Annotated in this window: 21 protein-coding genes; 16 read left to right on the top strand and 5 right to left on the bottom strand. The window is 51.6% G+C overall.

The genetic code is table 11. From position 1 onward, the window contains the following. Positions 1-6: 6 nt before the first annotated feature. Together KFE19_03240 and KFE19_03235 are read right to left on the bottom strand one after the other, a co-directional pair. A complete protein-coding gene (locus KFE19_03240; protein QUO38543.1) occupies positions 7-978 on the bottom strand; it encodes an alpha-ketoacid dehydrogenase subunit beta in 972 nt (323 codons plus the stop codon). Between the two features lie 22 nt (positions 979-1,000). Beyond that, positions 1,001-1,966 (bottom strand): thiamine pyrophosphate-dependent dehydrogenase E1 component subunit alpha, encoded by a 966-nt coding sequence (locus KFE19_03235; GenBank protein QUO38542.1) that lies wholly within the window; start codon positions 1,964-1,966, stop codon positions 1,001-1,003. 513 nt (positions 1,967-2,479) lie between these two features. On the opposite strand from KFE19_03235, the gene KFE19_03230 reads away from it, so the two are divergent. The 11 genes from KFE19_03230 (at position 2,480) to KFE19_03180 (ending at position 14,252) form a co-directional block, all read left to right on the top strand. Beyond that, on the top strand, positions 2,480-3,241 hold the full coding sequence (locus KFE19_03230; GenBank protein QUO38541.1) for an SDR family oxidoreductase: 762 nt from the start codon (positions 2,480-2,482) through the stop codon (positions 3,239-3,241). A gap of 287 nt (positions 3,242-3,528) precedes the next feature. Further along, positions 3,529-4,761, top strand: a complete 1,233-nt coding sequence (locus tag KFE19_03225) for an ABC transporter substrate-binding protein (protein QUO38540.1) — start codon at positions 3,529-3,531, stop codon at positions 4,759-4,761. Between the two features lie 91 nt (positions 4,762-4,852). Next, positions 4,853-5,731 (top strand): branched-chain amino acid ABC transporter permease, encoded by an 879-nt coding sequence (locus KFE19_03220; GenBank protein QUO38539.1) that lies wholly within the window; start codon positions 4,853-4,855, stop codon positions 5,729-5,731. Between the two features lie 19 nt (positions 5,732-5,750). Then, positions 5,751-6,734, top strand: a complete 984-nt coding sequence (locus KFE19_03215; protein QUO38538.1) for a branched-chain amino acid ABC transporter permease — start codon at positions 5,751-5,753, stop codon at positions 6,732-6,734. After that, positions 6,721-7,476 carry an ABC transporter ATP-binding protein gene (locus KFE19_03210; GenBank protein QUO38537.1) on the top strand — a complete coding sequence of 252 codons (756 nt, stop codon included), beginning with the start codon at positions 6,721-6,723 and terminating at the stop codon, positions 7,474-7,476. The genes KFE19_03215 and KFE19_03210 overlap by 14 nt, the downstream gene beginning before the upstream one ends. After that, the gene (locus KFE19_03205; protein QUO38536.1) at positions 7,476-8,201 is read left to right on the top strand and encodes an ABC transporter ATP-binding protein; all 726 of its coding nucleotides are present in this window, start codon (positions 7,476-7,478) and stop codon (positions 8,199-8,201) included. The genes KFE19_03210 and KFE19_03205 overlap by 1 nt, the downstream gene beginning before the upstream one ends. A gap of 119 nt (positions 8,202-8,320) precedes the next feature. After that, positions 8,321-9,394 (top strand): hypothetical protein, encoded by a 1,074-nt coding sequence (locus KFE19_03200; protein QUO38535.1) that lies wholly within the window; start codon positions 8,321-8,323, stop codon positions 9,392-9,394. A 203-nt stretch (positions 9,395-9,597) separates the two neighbouring features. After that, the gene (locus KFE19_03195; protein ID QUO38534.1) at positions 9,598-11,127 is read left to right on the top strand and encodes a hypothetical protein; all 1,530 of its coding nucleotides are present in this window, start codon (positions 9,598-9,600) and stop codon (positions 11,125-11,127) included. A gap of 14 nt (positions 11,128-11,141) precedes the next feature. Continuing rightward, a complete protein-coding gene (locus KFE19_03190) occupies positions 11,142-12,185 on the top strand; it encodes an alcohol dehydrogenase catalytic domain-containing protein (GenBank protein ID QUO38533.1) in 1,044 nt (347 codons plus the stop codon). 146 nt (positions 12,186-12,331) lie between these two features. Further along, positions 12,332-13,390 (top strand): alcohol dehydrogenase catalytic domain-containing protein, encoded by a 1,059-nt coding sequence (locus tag KFE19_03185; protein QUO38532.1) that lies wholly within the window; start codon positions 12,332-12,334, stop codon positions 13,388-13,390. Continuing rightward, a complete protein-coding gene (locus KFE19_03180; protein ID QUO38531.1) occupies positions 13,377-14,252 on the top strand; it encodes a sugar phosphate isomerase/epimerase in 876 nt (291 codons plus the stop codon). The genes KFE19_03185 and KFE19_03180 overlap by 14 nt, the downstream gene beginning before the upstream one ends. Positions 14,253-14,934: 682 nt before the next feature. Here the strand turns inward: KFE19_03180 and KFE19_03175 are convergent. Genes KFE19_03175 through KFE19_03165 form a run of 3 tightly spaced genes read right to left on the bottom strand, consistent with a single transcriptional unit; the run spans position 14,935 to position 18,604 of the window. Then, positions 14,935-17,061: an ABC transporter permease gene (locus KFE19_03175; GenBank protein ID QUO38530.1), complete on the bottom strand. Its 2,127-nt coding sequence runs from the start codon at positions 17,059-17,061 to the stop codon at positions 14,935-14,937. A 4-nt stretch (positions 17,062-17,065) separates the two neighbouring features. Beyond that, positions 17,066-17,809 (bottom strand): ABC transporter ATP-binding protein, encoded by a 744-nt coding sequence (locus tag KFE19_03170; GenBank protein QUO38529.1) that lies wholly within the window; start codon positions 17,807-17,809, stop codon positions 17,066-17,068. Positions 17,810-17,830: 21 nt separating this feature from the next. Further along, positions 17,831-18,604 (bottom strand): fimbrial assembly protein, encoded by a 774-nt coding sequence (locus KFE19_03165; GenBank protein QUO38528.1) that lies wholly within the window; start codon positions 18,602-18,604, stop codon positions 17,831-17,833. 251 nt (positions 18,605-18,855) lie between these two features. On the opposite strand from KFE19_03165, the gene KFE19_03160 reads away from it, so the two are divergent. The 5 genes from KFE19_03160 (at position 18,856) to KFE19_03140 (ending at position 23,871) form a co-directional block, all read left to right on the top strand. After that, positions 18,856-19,569 (top strand): response regulator transcription factor, encoded by a 714-nt coding sequence (locus KFE19_03160; protein QUO38527.1) that lies wholly within the window; start codon positions 18,856-18,858, stop codon positions 19,567-19,569. A 3-nt stretch (positions 19,570-19,572) separates the two neighbouring features. Next, positions 19,573-20,844: a sensor histidine kinase gene (locus KFE19_03155; protein QUO38526.1), complete on the top strand. Its 1,272-nt coding sequence runs from the start codon at positions 19,573-19,575 to the stop codon at positions 20,842-20,844. 310 nt (positions 20,845-21,154) lie between these two features. Continuing rightward, complete coding sequence (locus KFE19_03150; protein QUO38525.1) at positions 21,155-21,517, top strand: BlaI/MecI/CopY family transcriptional regulator; 363 nt, start codon at positions 21,155-21,157, stop codon at positions 21,515-21,517. Positions 21,518-21,520: 3 nt separating this feature from the next. Next, on the top strand, positions 21,521-22,993 hold the full coding sequence (locus KFE19_03145; GenBank protein ID QUO38524.1) for a hypothetical protein: 1,473 nt from the start codon (positions 21,521-21,523) through the stop codon (positions 22,991-22,993). Continuing rightward, on the top strand, positions 22,969-23,871 hold the full coding sequence (locus KFE19_03140; protein ID QUO38523.1) for a hypothetical protein: 903 nt from the start codon (positions 22,969-22,971) through the stop codon (positions 23,869-23,871). The genes KFE19_03145 and KFE19_03140 overlap by 25 nt, the downstream gene beginning before the upstream one ends. The last annotated feature ends 124 nt before the right edge of the window (positions 23,872-23,995 follow it).

Here is a 23,995-nt window from a genome sequence, read left to right as displayed (position 1 = left end):
TTTCTCTCAGCGGTACATGGCGGCCTTGCAGGCGTCCGTAATGTCCTGCACGCTGGGGATGACCGCAGCCTCCAAGCCGGGGTTGAAGGGCAGGGGGCAGGCTTTGGCACCGATGTGGACAGGAGCAGCGTCCAGATAACGGAACACACGCTTGCCGATCTCGGAAACCACCTGAGCACCCCAGCCGCAGTTCTGGTGCGCCTCGTGGACCACCACCAGGCGACCGGTTTTTTTGACGCTGTCCGCCACGGTGTCGTAGTCAAAGGGAACCAGGGTCCGGGGATCGATGACCTCGGCGGAGATGCCTTCCTTGGCCAGTTCGTCGGCCGCCTGGAGTGCGCGGCTCACGTACAGCAAATTGGCCACAATGGTCACATCAGAACCCTCCCGCTTGATATCGGCTTTGCCGAAGGGGATCATGAACTCAGGGTCGTCGGGTACCTCGCCCTTGGTGATGTACAGCGCCTTGTGCTCGAAGAAACAGACGGGATTGTCGTCCCGAATGGCGGTGCGCAGCAAACCGGCGGCCTCGGCAGGCGTGGAGGGACAAACCACCTTCAGACCGGGAATGTGCATGAAAATGGTCTCCAGGGACTGAGAGTGGGTGGCGGCATTGCCGCGGCCGGTGCCCTGCTGGCTGCGAAGGACCATGGGAATCTTGGCGTTTCCGCCGAAGACGTAGCGGGTTTTGGCCATCTGGTTGAAGATCTGATCAGCCGCCACGAAGGCAAAGTCCCAGTACATCAGCTCTGCCACGGGACGCATACCAGCGCAGGCAGCGCCCAGAGCTGCGCCTACGATGGCAGATTCAGAGATAGGGGTATTACGGATGCGGTCTGTACCAAATTCCTTGTAGAGATCTCGTGTTGTGCCAAACACACCACCCAGCTTTTCCACGTCTTCGCCCATGACAAAAACTTTTTCGTCTCTGCGCATTTCTTCTTGAATCACTTTACGAATCGCCTGTGCATAAGTCATGTTAGCCACTGTTTTCGCCCCCTTAGCCTTCATAAAACACATCATCTAAAACATGGGCAGGGTCGGGTTCCGGACTGCTCATGGCAAAATCAACCGCTTTGGCCATCTTTTCGGCAACAGCAATATCAATGTCATCTAATTCTTTTTTTGTACACAGCTTGTGCTTGGTCAAATACATATGGAAAAGTTTGATAGGATCTTTCTTTTCTTTCCATTCTTCTACTTCTTCGCGAGTGCGATAAGGTTCGGGATCGCCGGTCCAGTGACCTCGCCAGCGATAGGTTTTGCACTCGATGATGGAAGGCCCCTCTCCTCTTAATGCGCGTTCTTTTGCACGGGCAAAGGCTTCGTATACAGCTACGACGTCGTTGCCGTCCACTGTCTCTCCGGAAATGCCGTAGGCGGTGCTGCGGATGGAGATATCTTTTACGGAGGTAGATTGCCAGACGGGCACGGTCATACCAAATTGGTTGTTCTCTACCACATAGATACAAGGAAGTTTCCAAACAGCTGCCAGGTTGATGGACTCGTGGAAAGTGCCTTGATTGCTGGCGCCGTCACCAAAAAAAGCCACTGCCACATGGGGCTTGTTTTGCATCTTCAGAGCCAAAGCTCCGCCGGTGGCAATGGGAATACCACCACCCACGATGGCGTTGGCCCCCAGATTTCCCTTGGAGAAGTCGGCAATGTGCATAGACCCGCTACGGCCCTTACAGTAACCGGTTGCTTTGCCCATCAACTCTGCTAAAGCCCGATCCAATTCGGCTCCCTTAGCAATGCAGTGGCCGTGGCCTCGATGAGTGGATGCAATAAGGTCTTCATCTGTCAATTGAGAGCATACACCAGCGGCCACGGCTTCCTCGCCGGTATATAGGTGGACAGATCCCCGCAACTTATTTTCTGTAAAAAGTGTCCATGCTGTTTCCTCAAAACTGCGAATTTCATTCATTTTTTGATAAATCCACAGCCCTGTTTTGCGGTTGATCATACAGATTGGCACCTCCAAATTGTTTGATTTCTTGAATTGCATATCCATATATTTTTTTTGGATACACCTATAAAATTAGTTTAGCACAAAAAAACAGATTATCAATAATTGATAATCTGTTTTTTTAAACAATTTTTTTTGCATGCTGTTGTCTAAAAAGTAGAAGAAAAACGGAAGGTATCCATTATTAGTTGAAATAGTAAAGCAAAAAATAAAATATTATATGCTTAAAAATAAAAGAAAAAACATAAAATAACATGTTTTTAAAACAATTGAGAAAAATATTAGCAAAGACAATACACAAAAAAGACTAGGTGAAAATATCTAACAAAAAGGAAAAATACTTGACGAAAGATGTAATTATGTGCTAATCTCATAATGTCAATAATTAATAATCTATTAAAAATAATAATGATAGGAACTAAAAACGCCATGTATATTGCTATAATTTAAGTACTGGATAGATACTTTTTCATTCCTGATGAAAGATTAATAGCAAAGGAGGAGTGGGAAATGAAGCTTACAAATAGAGTTGCGTTGGTAACAGGAAGTAGTCGCGGCATTGGTAGGAGCATTGTAGATCTTTTTGCGGAAAATGGCGCTACGGTAATTGTAAATGCAACCAAACAAGAGGAAGTGGAGAAAGCGGTCCTGGAGCTGCGCGCAAAAGGTTTTTCAGCGTATGCTTGCGTATGTGATGTGACAGATAGGAATGCATTAGAGTTATCTTTAAAAGAAGTTCAGCAACAGAGTGGTAAGGTTTCCATTTTGGTAAACAATGTCGGAATATCTCCCAAGAAAAATGGGAAAAGGGTTCCTGTTCATGAAATGGACCCACATGAATGGGATAGGGTAGTGGATGTGAACTTTACGAGTATGTTCAACTGCTGCCACCTTCTTATTCCCAATATGCTGGAGTTGGGATATGGAAAGATCATCAATATTTCCTCTTTGTCCGCAAGACAGTATACATGGTTTACTTCTTCACATTATATAGCGACAAAGGCAGCAGTCATCGGTTTTACCCATGCTTTAAGCGGAGAGCTTTGCTCCTATGGAATCAACTGTAATTGCATTGCCCCAGGAAGAGCATGGACAGATCTTACCCGTACTCTGCCAGAAGAAGTGAATCTTGCAATTGCGGAGACGATTCCGGTTAAAAGACTTGCTGAATGTGAAGAAATTGCAAATGTAGCACTGTTTTTGGCCAGTGAGGAGTCCTCGTACATTCATGGGGCAACGATAGACGTTAACGGTGGATGTTTTATGAATTGATTTCCCAAAAGAAAACACTTTACTTCCATGTCCCAAGCGTATAAGAAACCGTACAAGTAGAGCATATATAAAATTTTAAAAAATCGATTATCATTTATAAATATTTATTTACCTTGAAAAAGAGAGGGATAGTAATTATCCCTGTATGCATCCAGAAAATATTTTCCCCTCATTTTAAGTTGCAGGACTGAAAGAAGGTCATTTATGGGCACTTAGTTGTTTTCGGAGGTAGATTTACTGCACTTTCGTAAACGGCGTGCAAAATAAGAAATGGAGGAAAGGTACAAATGAAGAAGATGAAGAGATTTGCGAGTCTGCTTTTGACGGCAATGATGCTGCTGACCTTGGTCGCATGCGGTGGTGAGAATACTACTACCGAAAGCAGCGATGGTGATACCGAAAATTCGGATGATGTCATTGTTTTGGGATGTTATCAACCGCTGACCGGAAATAATGCGATCCAGGGTGAGGGTGCCAAGAACTCCGTTGACCTCTATGTGAAAGAATTGAATGCAAAGGGTGGATGGTTTGGCAAGCAGATCAAAGTTGTCCACTATGATGACGGTGCTGACCCTGAGGAGGCCGTCAAATGTGTGACGAAGCTTATCGAATCCGATAAGATTGATCTGTGTGTGGGTTCTATTATTTCCAGCTGTCTGCTGGCGTCTGGCGCTGCGCTGAACGAGAATGAGATTCCTACCATGGGCACCGGCTTGTCTCCTACTTGGATGGCTGAGGGCTGGGATTATTTCTTCCGTGCATGCTTGAACACAGCCTATTCCATTCCTTCTCTCATTGAGACCATGGACCAGCTGGGGTTTGAGTCTGTTGCTATCTTTGAGGGACAGGATGACTATGGCGTTTCTGCTGGTAAAAGCATGCGGGAAGCCTGCGAAGCTGCTGGAAAGACTGTCACGACCACTGAAAACTATGTGACGGGTGATACTGATTTTTCTGGTCAGATTGCAAAAATCATCAACACGGATCCTGACTGCGTGTTCCTGGGTGTTCTGTCTGGTGATGCAGGTAATATCATCAAGCAGTTCCGGCAGTTTGGCTATAACGGTATTATCTTTTACTCTGAAACGCTGACTCAGGATGTTATCAATGTCGCTGGTGATGCTGTTAATCATGTTATCTTCAAGTATCCTTACATTACTTACCAGGATGCTGAGGATTGCACGGATCCCTTTATGAAAGAGTTCCTGGAGAAATATGAGGCCGAATATGGCTTCCTGCCGAAGGGCGATGCGACCTATCGTGGATGGGATGCCATGATTGTGCTCGATGCCGCTGTTCAAGCTGCCGGTTCTACCGATGGTGCCGCTGTGAGAGAGGCATTACTGAATCTGAGTGATGTTCAGGGTCTGGCTGGTACATTTGATTTTACTGTTACCGGTGATGGTGAGGGCCTGCATGACTTCGCTAGTTGGGTTGTGGTTGACGGCGACAGCATTAAACTCGATGACTGGTTCGGCAGCGATGACTATAATGCCTATGCTGCGGAGCAGGGTTGGTAAATATTTGTAAACAACAAGGGTTTTATGGTGGGGGCATTCTGTTTCATTGTGGGATGCCCCCACTATTCTATAAAGAGGAAAGGCGCGGAATATGCTACTGACTTTGATTATTGCAGGCTTATGCTTAGGCAGCATCTACGGCCTTATCGCCTTGGGATATAGTTTGATTTATAAGGCCTCTGGCCTGATGAACATGGCGATGGGCGATTTGCTGACCCTGGGAGCATTCTTGGGTGTTACATTTGCTAGGGTTCTGGGTTTTCCGTTTTTTGTGGCGCTTGCTTTGACAATGGTCATTATGTTTTTCTTGGGAATTGTCATTGAAAGAGGAGCTATTCGGATTATTCTCAATAAGACAAATAACAATGTTACGTTTGTTCTGCTGGCGACCATTGCCATTTCTTATATCATTCGAAATGGCGCCCAGTTTATTTGGGGAACGCAGCAATGGAACTTTCCAAAGATTATTGAAGGATACTCTGGCGTTAAAATCGCAGGTAAAGTCATTCAAGTGGAAAACATCGTTTGTATTGTAGTTACTGCTGCATGTATGCTGCTGCTGCACTTTTTTATGAGTAAGACTCGATTTGGAACTGCAATGCGCGCGGCTGCATTGGATCCGCTTGCAGCGAAGAGCTGCGGAATCAATGTTTCTCTGACAACTGGTGTGACTTGGGGTATTGCTTCAGGCATAGCTGCTTTGGGTGGAATTCTAATTGGACCTATGTACGGAGTCTATACAACTCTAGGAGCAGGTCTGGGAAGAAAGGGATTCGCTTCCGCGGTTTCCGGCGGATACGGAAATATGTACGGAGCAATTGTAGGCGGCGTATTGGTTGGTATAGTCGAAACCCTGATTGCTGGCTATGTGACTTCCAAATATAAAGATATGTTTACGTATGGCATGCTCCTCCTGTTCTTGTTTGTCAAGCCGACAGGCCTGTTTAACGAGAAAGCTCTGCAGGACTGATGGTAAGGAGGTATAGACCGTGGAAAAGTTAAAAAAAATGAAGAAAAGTGACGGCGTAAAAGCTGTTATCGCCCTGATCGTGCTGTTGTTCCCCTTGCTTGTAAGCGGGCTTTCCAGCGCCAGCTATTTTGTGCTGCTTGGCTGCTTTATTTTAGTGTATATTTTGGCTGCCTCCGGACTTGATATTTTGTTTGGATACTGCGGGCAAATTTCGTTGGGACATGCTGGCTTTTTCGCGATCGGAGCGTATGGAGCAGCCATTCTTGATAAAAGCTGCGGAGTACCGCAATTATTGAGCATTTTGTTGGCTTGTGTGCTTGCGGTTATAGTTGCTGCGGTAATTGCATTTCCCGCGACAAAGCTGCGGTTTCATTTTCTTTCCCTTGCTACGATTGCTTTTGGCGAAATCATGTATTCTTTTATTTCGGCGTCGCCGAACAATATCACTGGAAATTTCGTCGGTTATTTTCCGAATGAATTGAATTTGTTTGGCTTTGCAGTAGATAGTTATACCAAATTCTATTACATAGGATTGGTGCTGGCAGTGGTCTGCCTGCTCATCAAACGAAATTTGGTGGCGTCCAAAACCGGCAGAGCAATGATTGCAATCCGCGAAAATGTAGTTGCCGCTGGCGGGATGGGAATTAATGTTCGCCGTTACAAAATGACTGCATTCTGTACCAGTGCGTTTTTTGTTGCATTCTCTGGCGCTATGTATGCATATCTCGTGAGATACATTAATCCATCCACCTTTATTTTTGACCAATCTGTTATGTTCTTGATTATGTTGCTGTTTGGCGGTAGTGGAACACTGTGGGGACCTGTTCTGGGTGTCATTATTGTTCAGTTGATTAATGAAGGCCTCCGGGAGTTTGCACAGTATCAGACTTTGTTCTATGGCGTATTTATCCTAGCGGTTGTTCTCTTTATGCCGAGCGGATTAGTCAACTTGAGATTTGGCCACAAACGAAAGAGCGAGGTGATCAAGAATGCTGAAGATTGAACATTTGAACCTCAGCTTCGGCGGCCTGAAAGCCACCAATGATATTTGCATGCATGTTAAACCAAACCAAATTACGGCACTTATTGGTCCCAACGGTGCGGGCAAGACAACACTTTTTAATCAGATTACGGGAGTATACAAGCCTGATTCTGGTCAAATATGGTTCAATGGCGTTCGAATTGATGGGAAAAAGCCATATCAAATCAATGACGCCGGCATTTCCAGAACGTATCAAGTGATTAATTTGTTCCGGAAAATGAGCGTTTTGGAAAATGTTCAGGTTGGCATGCACACCCGTCTGAAAAGTAATTATTGGAAAAATCTAATTCATACTAAGTCCATGCGCATAGAAGAAGCGGCGTCCTTAGAAAGAGCCTATGAATTGCTGGACTTTGTTGGACTGACGGAGCATGCCAAAGATCAGGCGGGCAGCCTTTCGTATGGTAAGCAGCGTCTGCTGGAGATTATTCGCGGCATGGCGAATGATCCGAAGCTGATTTTGTTAGACGAGCCGGCGGCGGGTATGAACTCGGCGGAGAAAGAAGACCTGAATGTGTTGATCCGAAGGATCATCGACAGAGGGATTACCGTGCTCGTTGTTGAACACGACATGAAATTGGTCATGGATGTTGCTGATGAGATTTATGTAATTGAGTCGGGAACCAATTTGGCAAACGGAACGCCAAAGGAAATCCAAAGCCATCCTGAAGTAATTAGGGCATATTTGGGGGGGGATGACTGATGGCAAAGCTGCTGGAACTGCACGATTTTCACTATTACTATGGAAATATTCATGCGGTTAAAGGGATAGACCTCTATGTGGATGAAGGAGAAATCGTTACGATTATCGGCTCTAATGGAGCCGGAAAATCCACAACACTGAAGACCATTTCGGGTTTGACTGATGCCCGTGGTATTCGAGGTGAGATCCTTTTAGCGGGTGAGAACATTGTGGGAATCGGTGGACATAAGATCGCCGGAAAAGGAATTATGCAGGTGTTGGAAGGGCGACATGTGTTCTCTCAGCTCTCTGTATATGAAAATATGATGATGGGCGCATTTTTGCGGAAGGACAGTAAAAATATTAAGCATGATGTAGAGAGCCTCTACAAACGGTTCCCGCGCCTTGAGGAACGGAAAAATCAGTTGGCCGGTACGCTGTCGGGTGGCGAACAGCAGATGCTGGCGATTGCGCGTGCCATGATTAACCATCCACGGATTTTGCTGATGGATGAGCCCTCTCTTGGTTTGGCTCCTCTTATTGTCAACGAGATATTTGAGGCAATCAAGCAAATCAGCAGGGAAGATGGTACAACAATCCTGCTGGTTGAGCAGAATTCTAAAATTGCCTTGAGTACGGCGAAGAGAGGGTATGTTCTGCAGACCGGCGAGATTGTCATGACCGGAAACTGCGAGGATCTGCTGAATGACGAAGGTGTGCAGGCGGCCTACTTGGGAAGTGCCTGATCTTGTGATGGGAGAGCAAGTTTCTGTAACTCTGAGAGAGGCACGAGTGCTGTAATCTTTATATCTGCGGGATGAGTTTATAGAAGTACTTTCAGCAGAACAAGAGCTCGCAGCTTCATTTGACTGATGAAGAAAGGAACGAGGTAATGAATTATCTCCAATGGTTGACAAGTGAGACGCCCACTAGGTTCTGGCATGACTCTGCCATTCCGGCAGAAATCGATGCAGCTATCCAAAATGGTGCGCTTGGTGTTACAACAAATCCAGTTCTCACCTATAAAACATTACAGGCGGTGCCGGAGTTTTGGCAGCCGGAAGTTGATAAAATCCCAAAAGACCTGGAACCTGCCGAGCGAGCAGAAGCATTATTGAAGATGGTCGCTGTTTATGCGGCAAATAAATTTCACGATATTTACCGGAAAACGCGGGGGGAGAATGGATATGCCTTGGGGCAGTTGGATCCAACAATTTGCAATGATACGGAAAAAATGATTGCCCAGGGTCTCCGTTACGCGTCTTGGGCTGAGAATATTTCTGTAAAAACGCCTTCGATTATGTCTGCACTTCCGCTGGTGGAAGAATTGGCTTCTCGTGGCATTGCGGTTTGTACAACGTTGAATTTCTCTGTTTCCCAGGCGATGGCTGTTGGTGAAGCATATATGCGTGGACGGGCAAAGGCGATGAAAGCCGGAATTCAACCAAAGCCAATTTTTGTAGTTCAGCAGGGGGGACGCCTTGACGAATATTTGCTTGAGGTTGCAAAAGATAATCGAATTGATATAGACCCTGCGGTGATTCAAAATGCCGGAAACGCGATTTGTAAAAAAGTTTATACATTATTTAAAAAGCGTGGTATTCCGGCGAAGGTCATGCCGGCAGGATTGCGCGGGGTTCATCATCTCACTTCCATGGCCGGTGCAGATATGACGTTTTCCCTTCAAGCCCGTATCCAACAGATGGTTATTGAAGCGGATCCTGAGCGGGTGTGCCATATTGATGAAGAGATTCCTGAGCAAATTATTCGGGAGTTGTACAAGATTCCGGAGTTCGTTCGGGCTTATGAGGAAGGCGGACTGAAACCGGAGGAGTTCCTGTCCTTCGGCGTAACACAGAAAACGCTTTCCCAGTTTCTGTGGACTGGCTGGATCCCCCTGGAGACGTATCAGGCGGCGGACTCTAAGCGGTGGTTTTGATTCAGATAGTTTGGGTAGAAAGAGATATCAGGTTTTCTTAGATACATCGGTGTGTCGGCGATTTTCACAACTGTGCTTTGCCTCACGTTTTGTATCAACCGAGATAAGCGTGGGCACAACAGCCGCCCACGCTTATCTTTTTATCTTTGGTGCAAAACTAAAACGGCACAGGGATAATTTCACTAAGAGAGGCTTGGATTTATATGGATTTTTCTTTTTTTCAAAAGCAATTTAAAATCTATCCGGACTCTATAAACAGTATTGGAACAGATATCTGCTTTATGATCGATGCCGGAGAAAGGGATCAGCTATGCATTGTTGGTGATTCCAGGCGATATCCCGGGGAACGTCATAGCCATGATGGAAATACATACTGGCTCAGTGAACTGGACCACGACACGGCAAAGTTCTTGCGGAAGCATTTTTCATTCTGCGTGCCCGTCCCCGTTCTTGATAGACACTCAACATTTGGCGTTGGGGATCGGCTGGGTTTAGCCGGGGAAGGCCATCTTCGGGTATTTAAGGAGTACCAAATGATGCCGGTACTGGCACAACAGTCTGTTCGGGAAATGACACTCACTCACCGGACAATGGATGATGTGATTGACAGTGCTACGTTTTCTGTTTTCCGTGAAGGCTACCGCGGCGGATTCGGTGCGGATGGAGACCATTTAAAGCATTTGGAAGAAGTTCGGGAGGCCATTGCCCATGGCTATACCATGATCACATTGGATTGCAGTGACCATATCGATAATGAAGCAGCTATTCTGACGGATGAGGAGATCTCGGCAAGATGCGAAGTCGATCCGGAACTGCGGGAGCGATATCTGACCCATTCATTTGCCGTGAGTGCTCATACGATTCTAAAGTATGATCTGTGTACATTACGACGGATTGTGGCTGTATATGGAAACGCCATTGAATTTATCAATAAGGTATATTTCGATTGCATTGCTTCCCATGCATCAGAGGTGAACTTTGAAATTTCCATTGATGAAACATTGACGGTGACATCCCCGCTGGACCACTTTTTCGTTACGAATGAACTGAGACTCCGAGGAATCCGCTTTTCCACCATTGCGCCTCGCTTCAGCGGAGAGTTTCAAAAGGGAATCGATTATATCGGAGACCATGAGACACTTCGAAAAGAAGTCAGATCCCATAATGATATTGCAAGGTTCTTTGGGTATAAGCTAAGTATCCACTCCGGCAGCGATAAATTTTCGGTTTTCCCCATTATTGGGAAGGAGACTGAAGGATTTTTCCATGTTAAGACATCTGGAACGAGTTGGCTGGAGGCGCTTCGGGTGCTGGCAAAATGTGAGCCAGTGCTGTTTAAGGAGATTTGGGATGTTGCAGTTACTACATTTGAGGAAAACAGAAAAAACTACCATGTCACTCCTGACTTGTCTACTATCCCGGATTTGAATGACCTGTCGGAAAAAGCACTATGCACTTTACTGGATAATGCGGCTTCCAGGCAGGTGTTGCACATAGCATATGGGAAGATTTTGGAGGATAAAGGCTTAAAACGGCGCTTGTATCAAGCAATTCGTAAGCACCGGTGGGAATATAGCGAGATGCTGTACCATCACATTGGCCGACATGCCCAAACATTGGGAGTCTGCCACATAGGTGATTTGAAATTGGGCGAACAGCATGCACCGACGAGGGGCGAAAAAACTGCTGGAGTAGGAATGGAATGTTCGCTAGGCATGTCTCAATGCATTTGAGGGGTGACAGAATAGTGAAAGGATTAGTAAAATTTGCCGTTGGCCAAGATGGCCTTGCGCTGCAGGAGATCCCTGAGCCGATTCCTAAGGAAGGAGAACTGAAAGTCAAAGTGCTGGCCGCCGGTATTTGCGGCAGTGATATCCATGCTTATTTTGATGAAAGGTATCTGGAGATGCCCGTGGTTTTAGGGCATGAGTTTGTCGGACAGGTAACAGAGACCTGCGGGGACACAAAAAATATTAAAGTGGGAGACTGGGTTACAGCATTGCCCGCTTGCTATAGCTGCAACGAATGTGTGTATTGTAAAAAGGGCTTGGTCACTTTATGTAGGGACCGCAGATCCATAGGATCTTATGATGACGGGGCTATGGCAAATTATGTGGTGGTTCCTGCCCGATACAGTTATAAATTGCCGGAGACTGCGAAGACTCTGCAGGAAAAGAAGCTGTATGCTCTGGCAGAACCTTTCTGCTGTATTGTACGAGGCGTTTATGAGCGCATCACTGTGCATACCGGCGATGTAGCCGTCGTCAGCGGCCCGGGGCCTATGGGCTTGATGGCGGCTCAGCTGCTGAAGTCCAGAGGAGCATATGTCATCGTTTCGGGTCTGCCTGTTGACCAAGAAAAATTACAGCTGGCATTAGAACTGGGGGCAGATGAAGTCGTTACAAGTTTCGAGATGCTCAAAAGAGCGGTTTACAAGAGAAATCCGTATGGAGCAGATATTACTTGTGATTGTACAGGGGTGGCGGTATCTCTGGATAACTGCATCAAAATAGTTGCACCCAATGGCGTACACCTGCAGATTGGCTGCTGGGGCGGGCCTGTAGAAGTGGATCTAAATCAGCTTTTCTTAAAAGAGGCAAACTATATCACAACAAATTCAACGGCAACCACCTCCTGGGAAATCGGAATGAGACTGATGGCAGAGGGGAAAGTGAACCTTGCACCGTTGATGAATATGGAGGTGCCTCTTGAAAAATGGAAAGAGGGGTTTGAAGCTGCTATCCATAAGGAGAAATATAAAATTGTTCTACTGCCGGACAATCAATTTTAGGATAGCTTGTGAGACATGGAGCCATTTCTATAAGCTGGGCGAGTTCAACGAAATGTGATGGGTATAATGGTTTGTGCCTGCGGGGAAATGTCCTATACAGGTGCTGACAAATCTGCTTGCAAATGCTGAATTGGGGAGAGATACATATGAAAAACACTTGCGCGATCCTTGCGGGAAAAGAACAGTTTCAGTTCATAGACGAAGACTTTAAAGTCAACGGGACTCCCTTGGTAAAAGTGACGCATGTGGGTATCTGTGGTACGGATACTGAGTGGTGGAAACATGGGGAGGAGCATATTGGACAGGTGATGGGTCACGAGTTTTCAGGGGTGATCGTTGATCCGGGTACCAGTGATTTCAAGGAAGGCGACCGCGTAGCAGGCTATACGCAGAATATCTATCATGAATTCTGTGGCCATTGCCCGGATTGCTTGGCTGGAAATTTTGAGGCTTGTCGTAACCGTAAAGTCTATACCTGGAAAGGCGGAGAGATGAGCCATCCAGGGGCTTACAGCAGATATACTACTTGGTTTTCCAACAGTTTTTTCAAGCTCCCTGAAACTGTTTCCAATGAAGAGGGAGCCTTGCTAGAGCCGTTAGCTGTTTCTCTGCATGCGGTTGTTAGGACTGGAATTAAGCCAAATGATAAAGTGCTGATTCTGGGAGGCGGGATCCAGGGCTGCGGGGCTGCCGAGTGGGCGAGATCCTTCGGCGCTGGGACGATTGCGATTACAGAAATTGTGCCGGAGAAAATCGATGTGATTCGCAGCTTTAATTGCTGCGACTACGTACTGAAAGCAGATGATCCTGATCTTTTTGAGCAATATCAGGAAATATCGAAAGGCGGATTTGATGTGGTCCTGGATTGCTGCGCAGCATCTTCCGCTGTGAATGGGGCTCTGGAGCACGCATTCAAGCCTGACCCGCGGGCGAGAAAGCGACTGACGTCGATTGCGTACTGTCCTGAAATGAAAATCAACCATGCTGCGTTTGTCCTCAAAGAAGTGGTATGGAACGGGACAAAAGGCCATTTCCCGGACGAGTTTGAAACTGTGCTCCGCTTAGCTGCAAATAAAAAGGTGAACATTCAGAAATTCGTTACCAAGAAAATTCCTTTTTCCAAATTGCAGCAAGGATTTGAAGAACTGAAAGTTACCGGAGGTACACCCGGTAAGGCAATGATCGTTATGGATGAAACTGTATAAACAGACGGGCGAGGAGAAAACTGTGAACAAAAATTTTAAATTTGGACTGTCTATTGCAACGGAACCGCTTTCACTGTCTGCTCCGGTGGTATACAGAGATGAGATTCACAATGTTATCCGCAAAGCAAAGATGCTGGGATATGATGGAATTGAACTGCAGCTTCGGGATGCCCATAAGGTAGATGTATGCGCCTATCAGAGGGCGTGTGAAGCTGAAGGAATGGAAATTTGCGCAATTGCAACTGGACTGGAATATTCGCTGAACGGCCTCTCCATGATTGATGATGATGAAGAGAAAAGGGCTGAAATGCGGCGGCGACTATTTTATGATGTGGAATTAGCGGAGGCGTTTGATTGTCCGGTCATCATTGGATGTGTCCGAGGAAATATTCCGGATGGAGGAGACCGGGCAGTTTATATGGACCGCTTTAAAACAGAATTGTGCCTGCTGAGTGAAAAAGCAAAAAAGCACGGGGTTACAATTGTCCTGGAAGCAATTAATTTTTATGTAAATAATTATTTGAACTCTGTGATAGAGACATGTGATTTTATTGACTCGCTTCAGCGGGATAACATAAAAATACACATCGATACCCATCATATGGCTATCGAAGAGACGGATATAGAGATGGCTACCCGGTATGCTGGAAAAAGAGTGGGGTATGTTCACTTCGCAGAGAATAATCGAAAGTATCCAGGGGCTGGAGGTATTGACTTTTTAAAGATAATGAAGATTTTGAAGAAGCAAAAATATATGGGCTATATTACATTGGAAATCTTGCCGCTTCCTGATGAGGATACATGCGCTAGAAGGGGGATAGAATATTTACATAAGGCGGAGGAATTAATGTCGATTCAATAAAATGCTACGGTACATATTGGGAAAAGTGCACTGCGCAAAAAATGAAAAATTAAGTGATAGGATTGGCTCACATATCAAAGTCAAGTTACAATTTTGGAGCTTTTTAGTGTTAATTTGACCTTAAAAATAGAGGAATGTATGGGAAATGCTATTCACTTACATATTGCAATAGGTATTATTAATGAGAGAGAATGGGAATAGGAAACTAATATAAGGCGGGCCTATACGTAGAGCCCCGGCGTCCATAGGACGCCGGGGCTCATACGTTTGGAGAGAGGTTAAGCGCGAAATTGCTTTCATGAATAGATGGAGGATTACAAACTATCAGAATCTGAAAACGACTTGCCATAGAAACTTGAGATCTTATAGCTTACAGAAAATGTAACTGTATTTAGCCTTGCAAATGTGTAACGGCAGTGATAGCTCTAGATTTTAGCAGAGTGCTTGGCAACCTAAAATCCTGGGGGCTGGGTTTATAATTCGGGTGGGTAATACGACATACCACAATAATATAATGGCGCGAAAGACGGGGAATCTGCGACATTTTGTAAGCATAATTGTACTGGCACAAATAGCAAAGGAGGGAAATGGACGAAAGGTCTCACCGTTGTTCTATTCATATTATAGACGTCAAGCGAAAAAGACGTGGTGCAGAGCTGTTTTTGGAAATGGCGTAGGATTACTATAAATAAATACCCAATTTGCGGCAGACGCTGCGGCGGGTGAGGCGATAGACTCCGTAGAGCCCCACAGACACAATCAGGACCAGAAGCAGGCAGCTGCCAAGCCCGGCGGCCTCTCCTGCGGTCAGACGGCTGTCGTTGAAATACATGATCATGATGTAGAATCCGTAGATCAAGGCGGTGCCGGTCACCGCGGGAACCAGAAACACCCGGCGTACCTGGCTGCGGGCAGAACGAAACAGATATTCCCTTGACGCGCCCAGGTGACGCAGGTCGTCATACACTTGCCGGCTGGTGATGGCGATAGTGAGGCAGCGGGTAAAGGCGATGACGATGACGGCGGCAAAGCACACAATGGCGATAAAGAGAAAGAGCACCAGGAATACCGCCGTAGTCTTGACGAAGTCCGCCTTGTCCAGTACCCGGAACTGGGGCATGTACTGCCAGTAGATCCGGAAGTTGGAGCTGTCCCTCTGGCCGTAGTCGATGGGAGTAAAGCCATATTTTTCGCAGGTCTCCGGGTCCAGAAAGTACTCCCCGGTCTCAGTCAGCTCAATCTCCCGCACAATGGGATCGAAGCTGTCATACAGCGCGACTTCCGGACCGGAGCAGTCCACGATCTCATAAAAGAGGGCCTTGGCGAAGCCATAGGTCTCCTCGTCGTTTTCTACGTTGAAGAATACCATCTCCTCCCGCCAGTCGTCGGGGAGGCCGCGGGTCATCTCCTCGTAGTCGGCGTCGTCCACCACATAGCGGCCAAAGAGGAGGTCATTGCGCAGGTCCTCCGCCATGGTCACCCGCCAGCGATGCCCGGTGATGGGGTTGGTGACCAGGGTGACCTCTCCGCCGAAAATACCTTGGCCGTCGCCAGTGGCATCCATGATCCCCGCGATTTCCCCGGGCCGCAGGTACAGATCTTCTCCGGTAAGGGCGTTGTAGGCGGACTCGGAGAGGAAAAGGTCGGATTCGGCCTGCTCATAGTAAACGCTCTCCCAAGTGGTGCCCAGAGTTCCTTCGGTTTCCACATGTCTGGTTCCGTCCACTGCCAGCCGGGCCATGGGGGCCTGGGTCCAAGAGGCAATGGCAACGCCATATTCCTCCGCCAGAGAGCGGACCTCGTCCTCCTGAGGAATGTCCTGGTCGGCGCGGAAGTGATAGGCATAGTCCACCGGCCGGGCATCATAGCTCATCATAGTGCCGGTGCCCAGCATGGGGGCGTAAAAGGAGGCGAAGTAGGCCCCGGCGATGAGCACGGTCATCACAAGCATGTTCCGCACTGTCTGGCGGCCCTGAAAACGCATCTGGGATACGGAGATGATGTCCTTGTACCTGCGTCGACTGCCGCCCCAGCCGTTGGCTACGGTGTGGAGCAAAATCATATACAGCCCCGCCAGCGCGGGCAGGTAGAAAACGGCGGTGAGGCCCTCCGGAGGATACCAGTGGAGACCACGGATGAACACCGCCGGGGCGATATAGCCACAGAAGCCGCCCACAGCCGCCAGGACGATACCCGTCCAGCCGTACCAGCGCTTTACCGCCCGGATGGGCTCCGAGGTGTGGGATTCCTGAACCACGTCGATGATGTTGGTCCTGCGGATGGAGCGGCCCCCCAGAAAGAAGAGCATAGCGGTCACATAGGCCGCAAAGGCCAAGGCATAGGTGTAGGCTGCCGGGTCAAAGGAGAGATCCATCTCCTCTGTATCCACCACCAGAGCTCGGAATACCTGCCAGAGTCCCCAGGCCAGAGGCTTGCCCAAAATGGCACCAACGGCGCAGGAGCCAACGGCGATGGCTGCCAGATCCCTTTGCAGCTCCGCCTTCAGCTGCCGGCGGGAGGCTCCCAGCGCCAGAAACACACCGGTCTCCCGGGATTTCTGCCGGAAGAACAGTCCGGCGGCGTAAGTGGTGAACACGGCGCAGCCAATGACCGCCAGGACGAACACCATCATCACCTGCTTGCGGCTGTCGCCCCCCTCCGGCAGCACCGAGAGAATGGTGGGGGAGCGCATTATGCACACATAGGCGGTGATCAGCAATACCGAGAAAAAGCAGCAGCCGCTCAGCAGGGCGTACTGTCCCTTGTTTTTCCGCCGCAGGGCGGCGTACACTTGAGTAAATGTCCGCATCGTCTCACTCCTTACCCATGTCCCGGATGGCTTGGAGCAGCTGATCCTGAAAAGCGCTCCGTTCCAGGGAGCCCTTCTCCAGGATCCTCCACACCACGCCGTCCCGGAGGATCACCACCCGGTCGCAGAAGGAGGCGGCGAAGGAGTCGTGGGTCACCATGAAGATGGTGGCTTCCAGAACGGACCTGGCCTGCTCAAAGGAGCGGATCACCGCCCGGGAGGACTTGGAATCCAGGTTTCCCGTGGGTTCGTCGGCCAGGATCAGCAGGGGGTGGTTGATGAGGGCTCTGGCCACGGCGGTGCGCTGCTTCTCGCCGCCGGAGATCTCCGCCGGGTACTTGTCCCGGATGGCGGAGATGCCGAACACGTCGCACAGCTGGTCCGCCCGGGCCTCCGTCATGGCGGAGACGGCACCGCCGATGATGGCGGGCAGGAGAATGTTCTCCCGGACGGTAAGGCCGTCCAGCAGCAGGAAATCCTGGAACACAAAGCCCAGCTGTCGGTTGCGCACCTGGGCCAGGGCATCTTCATCCAGCCGGGCCAGCTCCGTGTTGCCCAGCAAGATGCTACCGGCGTCCGAGGGGATGTAGCAGGAGATGCAGTTCAAAAGGGTGGTTTTGCCGGACCCGGAGGGGCCCATGACCGCCACGAACTCCCCCTTGTCCACCTCCAGGGAAACGCCCTTGAGCACTTCGTAAGTGTTTTTTCCCACCTGGTAGGATTTGCGCAGGTCTTTTACTGTCAGCATATTGGTCATTCCTTTCAGAATTCACATGAGATTCCGCACCAGGGCAATGAGCGCCAAGTGGACAGGGTAAAAAGCATAGAAAAACCACTTGTTGATCTTCAGCCGGGACCGCAGGGGCAGGAAAATGAGCGGAGCCGCCAGGATGGCGAAGATGGACCAATCCACGCTCCATCCGCCCACCGCCAGGCACAAGGGGTCCTCCGGCCAGCCGGTCCAGAGAGCCGGAAGATAGCTCAGACAGTAGAGGGCCGCGCCCACCTTGGGATGGTTCCGGCAGAGATAGAAAATCAGCATCAGCTGAATGCCGGTGCCGGAGTAGTCGAAATTCCACCAGCTGACGGCGAAGAACGCCAGGGCAAAGAGCCACCATTTCCGCTCCTTGAGCCCGGCCATGGCCAGGAGGCTCAGGAACAATGTGAAGAAGATGTTCCAGTTGGTGAGGTTCTCCCAGAACGCCGATACCGGGTGGAAGGCCAGGATATAGAAAGGCTGGCTCACCAGGGCGAAGATCCCCAGCCGCAGCAGGTACTTCTTCACACTCCGGGTGTACAGCAGACCCACTGTCAGGCAGTAGCAGAAGATGGGGAAAGCCAGCCGTCCGATCCAGCGAAAAATGCCGATCTCCGGGAAGAAGGCGCCGCCGATGTGGTCGATCAGCATGGAGACGATGGCGATGAGCTTCAAAAGGTCCGTATCCAGGTTGGTTTTCAGCCGTGGGCCCTCCTGGGGCAGCACTGGCGGGGTGGTGAGAACGCTCCAGACCCTGGAGCGGGGGGTGGTGATGGTGTTGGTCATGTTGTGTCCCTCCTTGTTGGCACCAGCTTACCGCGGCGGGATGACCGCCGCAAACGGGGCCGTCATTCCCGGCAGGCAGGATGTCAAATTTGGAATGTTTCGCTGCCGGGATGTCATAAACGGCGCGTTTGCCGTCAAGTTTGGTTTGGAGAAACGAGGCATTCATGGTAAAATAGCCCCAGCGCCGGGCTGGTGAGGCCCGCAAAAAGGCCCCGCCCAAAGGCGGGGCCTGAGAAGAAGGAGGGAAACGGATGCTGCGCATCGGCATCTGCGATGATGTTTACGACGCCCGGCTGGTGCTTCGCTCTGCCCTGGAGCGGGTGCTGGAGCGGCGGCGGATAGAGGGGCAGTTTTTTGAGTTCTCCTCCGGCGAGGGACTGCTCCGCTGGCTGGGGCATCACGCCGGGGAACTGGACCTGGTGTTTCTGGACATGGAGATGGGGGAGCTGGACGGCATGGAGACCGCCCGGCGGCTCCGGGCCGCGGACGGCGGGCTCCAGATGGTGTTCGTCACCGGCTATGCCGACCATGTCTTTGACGGGTACAGCGTGGGGGCCCTGGGATATCTGATGAAGCCGCCCAAGGCGGAACAGCTGGAGGAGGTGCTGGACCGGGCCCAGGCGGCGCTGTACCGGGAGCTGGACCGGGCCTACGTCTGCCGCAGCGGCGACACCCACTACCGCATCCCTATCGGCAATATTTTATACTTCGTCTCCGACCGGCGGCAGGTGAAGTGTGTCACGTCAGGGCGGGAGTACACCTTTTACGGCAAACTGGATGCCGTAGCGGCGGAGGTGGGAAGCGGCTTCGTCCGGCTCCACCAGCGGTATCTGGTCCGGGCGGCGGCGGTGGACCGGGTGGAGGGCAGCGAGGCGGTGCTGACCGACGGCACCCGTCTGCCCATCAGCCGCTCCTGCCTGTTTGATGCCCTGCTGGCCCTGACCCGGGCAGAGCTGGAGGAATAGGAAATGGGAGAACGATTCCTGGAATTTCTGCGGCAGCTGCTGCAAGGCGGGCTCTGGTACGTTCTGGCTCTGTTCAATGGGTATGTGATCTGCCGGCTGTCCGTGCCCTTCCTCTCTATGCGGAAAAGATGGTGGTGGCGGGTCATTCTGCTGCTTCTTTTTACCGGCAGCAGCGGCATGGTGATCTGGGTGGGGGACCCCAACCTGCTCTACACCCTGCCGGTCTTTCTGGCGGTGTTCTTCCTGTGCACCCGGGGCGACCGGGTGGGCAGGCTCGCCATGAGCCTGATCGTGTTCTGCCTGGTGATGTCGGTGTGCGCTCTGCTGGACACCTACCTGGGGGATCTGGACGACTATGACGTCGTGACCCGGCTGGCCCGGCCGGTGGTGTTCGGGGGACTGTACCTTCTGCTGCGGCGCCGTCTGCCGGCAGAGCCGGTGACATTGTCGTCCCGGCTGTGGCGCCTGGCCCTGGGCCTTGCCGCCATGCCCTTCTGTGCCCTGGCGGCGGTAGTGTTGCTGACGTACACGAAATACGACTCCCCTGCGGCATACGTGCAGGCCATGAACCTGGGACTGGTGGTGCTGCCCTTTGTACTGCTGACCTCCGTCATGCTGCTGCGGGCGGTGCTGGTGCTTTCGGACCATGAGAAACTGGAACAGGCCAGCCAGCTGGCCTCGGTGCGGGAGGTCTACTATCAGGGCCTGCGGCAGCAGGAGCGCCAGGTGCGGACGCTGCGCCACGACCTGCGGAACCACCTGACCGTAGTCCGGGGACGGCTGGAGCAGGGGGACACAGCAGGGGCGCTTTCCTACCTGGAAGAGCTCGCCGGCTCCCCGGCTCTGAGCGGCGCCGGGCGGATCTGCGAAAACGATACCGCCAACGCCGTCCTGACCGCCAAGGCGGAGGCTATGCGGCAGGCGGGCCTCACCCCGGACTTCTCCGTGACCCTGCCGGAACAGCTGCCCCTTTCCGATCTGGACCTGACGGCCCTGCTGGGCAACGCTCTGGACAACGCCATGGAGGCGGCGGTCCGGGCGGAGGACAAGACCGTCTCAGTCCGGTGCCGGGTCCAGAAGGGCCTTTTTATGCTGCGGGTGGAAAACGCCCTGGGGGAGGCAGTGGCGCCGGACCTCGCCACCACCAAGGCGGACAAAACCGCCCACGGTCTGGGGCTTCCTGGTATGCGGGAGATCACCGGCCGCTATGGCGGAACTCTGGGGGCCGGTGCGAAAGCCGGACGGTTCGAACTGGTGGCCTGCATACCGGTCTAGGCGGAAAGCGTGGGGACTGAATGCGTTGGAGAATCCCTCCTTGGCGGCGCGAATGCGCGTTGTGCGGATGACCGGATGAAACGGCTCGGGAACGACTTTGAAAATGGTTGGCCAGGGAGCTTTTGCCGGATAGACAACAGGATTTGCAGTGCGCCGGACGGAAAAGAGGGACTGTCCGGCGCACTGTATTTGCCTCAAGTTTCTCTCTCGCTCTTGACAGCGGCATGCGGCTTGACAAATGCGGTCTACTTGTGATAGACTTCCTTCAAAAGATAGGTCTATTATCAATAGACTTGAAAGGGGGATCGGTATGGATGAAATGAAACTGGGGATGATTGAGAGCCGCTTTGCGGAATTGATCTGGAGCCACGAGCCTCTGACTTCCGGAGAACTGGTGAAGTTGTGCCGGGAGGAATTGGCGTGGAAAAAGTCCACCACCTACACGGTGCTGAAAAAACTCTGCGACCGGGGGCTGTTCCGCAATGATGGCGGCACCGTCACTGCTGCTGTTTCCCGGGAGGAATTCCACGCCATGCAGTCGGAGCGGTTCGTGGAGGAGACCTTCGATGGGTCCTTGCCGGCGTTTCTCGCCGCATTCACCAGCCGGAAGAAGCTGTCCGAGGAGGAGATCACTCAGCTGCAAAGGCTGATCGACCAGAGCCGGGAGGGATGAGTGATGGGAGATTTCCTCGCTTATGAGCTGCTGCCCATCATTTTGAACATGACTCTGACCGCCAGCGTGGTGATCGTTCTGGTCCGTTTGGCCCGGCTGGCCCTGCGGCGGGCGCCTCGGGCCTGTTCTTACGCGCTGTGGCTGGTGGTGCTGTTCCGGCTGCTGTGCCCAGTGTCGTTGACGGCGGGCATCTCCCTGATGGGACTGCTGGATACGCCGGTGACGGAGGTGACAGCCCACACCAGTGCGGCGGCTTATGTACCCCGGGACGTGGTCCATAATCCAGAGCCATCGGTGACACTGCCGGTGCCCGGAGTGGGCGAGGCTATCACGGAGGCTCTGCCTCGGGGGGAGGAGCAGATGGTGGCCGATCCCCTGGAGGCTCCCATGGCCATTGCCACCATCCTTTGGATGACAGGTACGGCTGCCTTGGTGATTTACGGCGTGGCGTCCCTGCTCCGCCTGCGCCGGCGGCTGGTGGGAGCGGTGCCTCTGGAAAAGAGTGTCTACCTGGCGGACCACATCAGCACGCCCTTCGTGCTGGGGCTGGTCCGGCCGAAAATCTATCTGCCTTCCGCCCTGCCGGAGGGGGAGCGGGGGTACATCCTGCTCCATGAGCGCCACCACATCCGGCGGCTGGACCATGTGGTGAAGCTGCTGGCGTTTTTGGCCCTTTGCATTCACTGGTTCAACCCGTTGGTGTGGCTCATGTTCGTGCTGCTGGGCCGGGATATGGAGATGAGCTGCGACGAGGCGGTGATGAAGAAGCTGGGCGAGGCCGTCCGGGCAGACTACTCCGCGTCCCTCCTGCGCTTGGCCACCGGGCGGAAGATCATCGCCGGAGCGCCGCTGGCTTTCGGCGAGGGGGACACCCGGGACCGGGTAAAGAATGTTTTGCGGTGGAAGGAGGCCAAACTCTGGCTGGTGATCCTTTCCGCGGCGGTGGTGGTTGTTCTGGCGGTGGTGTGCGGGACCAACGCTGACAATAAAAGCACGGTCAACACAAAAGCGGTGGGAAACGGTGTGGAAGTGACGATGACGCTGAAAGCGCCGGTTCGCTCTTATGCGGTTTACCAGGAGATCTACCAGGACGGGCGGCTGATTTCAGGTGAGCCGATACTGCTTGAGGGATTTCAGGAGGATGACTGGGATGAGATGTCCCACAGGAGCACCTTTACCCTGCGGGCCCAGTCGTCGGTCCTCCCCTCCGGAGGATTTTCCGGAGAGGTGACTACCTGGTGTGAGGAAAACGGAGCAACGAAAGAGCGGACGGACCAGCTGCCCCGGACTCGGTATACCGGGATGGGCAGTGTGGTAGGCTCCGGCACCCTGCAAGTGGCCCGTCCCAAGCAACCTATTCATTGGACGCGGGGGACAGTGTGGTGCTGTACAGCGTGCTGTTCTCTCAGAAGACGGATGGAGCAATCTGTGTTTACCACGACGGCTGGAGTTTGGCAAAGGTCAATGATACGGTGATCCAGTACCGGCTGGCGATCTCTTCCGAGACTGCAAAGATCTATCAGGATTTGCCGCTGGACCTGGCTCAGATGCTGTATGACCTGCGGGTGGAGACTTTGCGTGATCCGGAGGACTATGGTGCTCAGGCGGCGCTCCGCACGCTGCTGGATGCCATGGGGGCATTTGCCTGCGGGGACTACGAACTGCAGTATTACGACCTGGCAGAGGAACCGCAGTTTTTGACGGCCATGCATACCGGCGCGTACTGGCCTGGCGGTACAAATACTTTCCCACCCTATGCAAAAACAGGAATTGTGATCTGGTATGACGCGGTGACGGACGAGGATGCTTTCCGGACGATGCAGAACGCCGTTCCGGATCTGATGCTGGCTTTGGTTCCGGAGTTGTCAGAGGTCAACATCGGATGCGCCGGGCCTGATGGGACCGCCGGCTATGCGGGCTCCAGCGTTGAAAACGACGCCTATCTCCAGTCTCTGGGGTATGAGAGCTTTGCGGAGGCCGGTAGCTCCGCATCCGGTATTCGTGCCCTCATGGAGCTGTTGGAATGGCCTGAAAGCGATTCGGACAGCCCTGCCGGGGAGTCCGGAAAGCCCCGGCTGACCCTGGAGGATGTGCGAACCCTGTCGGAGAAGGGCGAGAGTCTGTCCTGGGAGGATTTTGAACTATATGACTCCAGAGAGGTTGGATCCGGCCTTTACATACGGGTTTATCCTATTGATAAAACATTCTCTGTCTGGATCGGGAGCTTTACTCCGGGCGAGAAACCTTTGTATATACTTCTGGGTACGGAAAACGACCAGATCGACCTCCGGCGGGAGGACCCGCTCGCCTTTATCCGAAGTTATCAAGCCGTCCGGAGCGGCGCCGGGCAATGAGTGGACTGTCTGACTTAGAGGCTGCTTATCAAATCTGTATGCGGCCTATGAATTGAAAGTTTACAGCGCACCGGGGAGGGCTATGGCCCTCCCCGGTGCGCTGATTTGTGTTCCGGGCTGTCCG

Source organism: Dysosmobacter sp. Marseille-Q4140, from assembly GCA_018228705.1.
Taxonomy (GTDB): domain Bacteria; phylum Bacillota; class Clostridia; order Oscillospirales; family Oscillospiraceae; genus Oscillibacter.
Note: the sequence above shows the minus strand (reverse complement) of the source record. Positions and strands in the feature narration are given on the sequence as shown.